Source organism: Streptomyces sp. DvalAA-14 (assembly GCF_900091855.1).
Lineage (GTDB): Bacteria > Actinomycetota > Actinomycetes > Streptomycetales > Streptomycetaceae > Actinacidiphila.
This window is the reverse complement of the sequence record NZ_FMCH01000039.1, coordinates 1-2,779: the sequence shown is the minus strand read 5'-3', so window position 1 is coordinate 2,779 and position 2,779 is coordinate 1. Positions and strand designations below refer to the sequence as shown.

The following is a 2,779-nucleotide window of genomic DNA, read 5'->3' as shown; positions in this document are numbered from 1 at the left end:
GGGTGCCCCGTACGGGGCGCGGGGAACGTGCGCGCTCAGCCGGTCAGCGGCCGGTGGTCCCGCGGCGGGCGGGGATGCGTGGCGGGTCCGGGGCTTATGACGGTTCCCCCGCCGGCGGGGGCGTGTGGCGCCGCGGGGTGCGGGTGCTCCCCCCTTGCCTGCCCCGCGCAGGGGCGTTCGCGGAGAATGGCCGGGTGGAGGAATTCGAGGTGGCGTACGGGCGGGCGTTGGCGGCTCGTGGGGCGGCGGCGGAGGTGGATGCGGCGGCGTCCGTGCTGGCGGCGGGTGGGGAAGGGTGGGGCGGGGTGGCCCGGGCGGTGGCCGGGCGGGTGGTGCGGGAGTGCGAAGCGCGCGGGTGGGGGGTGGCTGACGTCCTGCGGATGGTGGAGCGGGAGCTCGGCCCGCGGCACGGGCGGGTCGCGGAGGCGCTCGGGGACGGCGGGGAGGGGCTGGACGGGTTCGCCGCCCGGGAGCGGCTGGACCGGTTCTCGGTGGCCGGCCTCGCCGTCGAGGTGCTGTGCCTGTACGGCCGGCTGCCCCGGATCACCCCGCTCCTACCGCCGCGGCACGCCGCCCCCGCGCCGGGCGGCAGCAAAGTGCTCGGGCGGATCCGGGCCCTGCTCGCCAAGGCGGAGTCCACCGGCTTCCCCGAGGAGGCGGAAGCGCTCTCGGCGAAGGCCCAGCACCTGATGGCCCGGCACAGTATCGACGAGGCGCTGGTCGAGGCCGGCTCCGGCGCAGCCCCCGGCGCCCGCCGGATCGGGGTGGACCGCCCCTACGAGGGCGCCAAGGCCCTGCTGCTGGACGCCGTCGCCGCCGCGAACCGCTGCCAGGCCGTGTGGTCCGCCGACTTCGGCTTTTCCACCGTCGTCGGCCACGACACCGACCTCGACGCCGTCGAGCTGCTCTTCACGTCCCTCCTGGTCCAGGCGGACCGCGCCCTGCACCGCGGCGCCTCCCGGTCCCGGGACTTCCGGGAGTCGTTCCTCATCGCCTACGCCTCCCGCATTCGGGAACGCCTGACCACCGCGACCGCCGAGGAGGCCGCCGCCGGCCGTACGGCCGCCGATCTCCTGCCTGTCCTCGCCTCGCGCGACCTCGCGGTGGAGTCCGAGACGCGCCGCCTCTTCCCGTCCACCACCACGTCCCGCCTCAAGGGCCGTGACCTCGAGGGCTGGCAGCACGGCCACTCCGCGGCCGATTCGGCGACCTTCCGCCCCTGAGCGCCGGGACCGCCCGGACCGGCCAGACGACCGCCGCCGCCCGAGGACCCGTCACGCGCCCAGCGCGTCCAGCGGCATGGGCCGCACCTTGCCCTCGATCATCGCCCCCAGCCCGCTCACGGTGACCGTGTCGGAGTTCGGGGCGATGTGGACCGGCATGCCGGTGGCCTGGCGCAGCATCAGGTCGAGGCCGGGCATCTTCGCGCCGCCGCCAGCGAGCATGATGCCGCGGTCGCCGAGGTCGGCGACCAGATCGGGCGGGCAGTGGCGCAGGACGGTGGTGATGGCGTCCAGCACGGAGGTGAGCGGGGTGCGCATGGCCTGCCGGACCCCCTCCGTCTCGATCAGGACCGAACGGGCCAGGCCGCTGACCACGTCCCGGCCGTGCACCTCGGTGGTCTCGGTACCACCGGTGCCGGGACCGCCGAGCACCTGGTGCAGCGGGCGGACGGCGCCGCTCGGGACCAGCAGTTCGTGCCGGCTGCGCAGGTGCTCCACCACCGCTCGGTCGATGGCGTCGCCGCCGACCGGGACGATCTCGGCGGAGACGATGGAGCCGAGCGACAAGATGGCGACCTGGGTCGTACCGGCGCCGCAGACCACAATCATGGTGGCCTCGGGGTGCTCCACCGGCAGCCCGCAGCCGACCGCCGCCGCGATCAGCGTGTCGACCAGCTCGACCCGGCGCGCGCCGACCCCGTAGAGCGTCTCGACGGCGGCCCGGCGGGCGATCGGCTCGCTGCCGTGCGGCATGCAGACCGCCGCCCGCATCACCGGCATGCCGCGGACCACCGACATCCGCAGCCAGCGGCGGCCCAGCTTGTCGCCGAGGAGGTGCCGCAGCATCCGCTGGGCCATGGAGATGTCGACCACCGCGCCGTTGGACACCGGGCGTACGACACGGATGTGGCCGGGGGTGCGGCCGGCCATGGATTCGGCGTGCACGCCGACCGCGATCAGCGCGCCGCTGCGTACGTCGACGGCCGCGACGCTCGGCTCGTCCACCACCAGGCCCTTGCCGCGCAGGAACACCCGGGTGCGGGCGGCCCCGATGTCGACCGCGATCGTGCAGCGGCGCAGCTGCGTCAGGGACGGGGTCATCGAAACGTTCGCCGAGTAGGGCATCACAGCAGACCACCTCGCGTGTGCGTGGGACGGTACGTGGCCAGTGCCCAGATGACGAAGATGTCGATCGCGATCATCACGACCGACCAGACGGGCTGGAACGGCAGGAACATGAAGTTGGCGACCATGCTGAGCCCGGCGATCAGGATGCCGGTCCAGCGGGCCCAGACCAGCCCGCGCAGCACCCCGAAGCCGACCACGACCGCCACGATTCCGATGATCAGATGAATCCAGCCCCAGGCGCGGACGCCGAACCGGTACGTGTAGTTGTGCGGGGCGGTGAACACCGAGTCCCGCGTGATGCCGACCGCGCCCTCCAGTACCGCCAGGACGCCCGCGAGGACCAGCAGCGTGCCCGCGAAGAGGATGCCGCTGGCCGCCCACGCGTTGTGGTCGTCGCCGCCGCGCTCGGCGTCCGGGCGGCCGCCGCC

Annotated in this window: 3 protein-coding genes; 1 reads left to right on the top strand and 2 read right to left on the bottom strand. The window is 74.6% G+C overall.

Going from position 1 to position 2,779, the window contains the following annotated elements:
- Positions 1 to 194: 194 nt before the first annotated feature.
- Complete coding sequence (locus tag GA0115240_RS02035) at positions 195 to 1,223, top strand: DUF2786 domain-containing protein (protein WP_256069461.1); 1,029 nt, start codon at positions 195 to 197, stop codon at positions 1,221 to 1,223.
- Between the two features lie 51 nt (positions 1,224 to 1,274).
- Here GA0115240_RS02035 and GA0115240_RS02030 read toward each other — a convergent pair whose 3' ends face one another.
- Positions 1,275 to 2,324, bottom strand: a complete 1,050-nt coding sequence (locus GA0115240_RS02030) for a rod shape-determining protein (protein WP_093734917.1) — start codon at positions 2,322 to 2,324, stop codon at positions 1,275 to 1,277.
- A 23-nt stretch (positions 2,325 to 2,347) separates the two neighbouring features.
- A partial coding sequence (locus GA0115240_RS02025) for a DUF7144 family membrane protein (RefSeq protein ID WP_202450943.1) occupies positions 2,348 to 2,779 on the bottom strand: 432 nt, incomplete at its 5' end.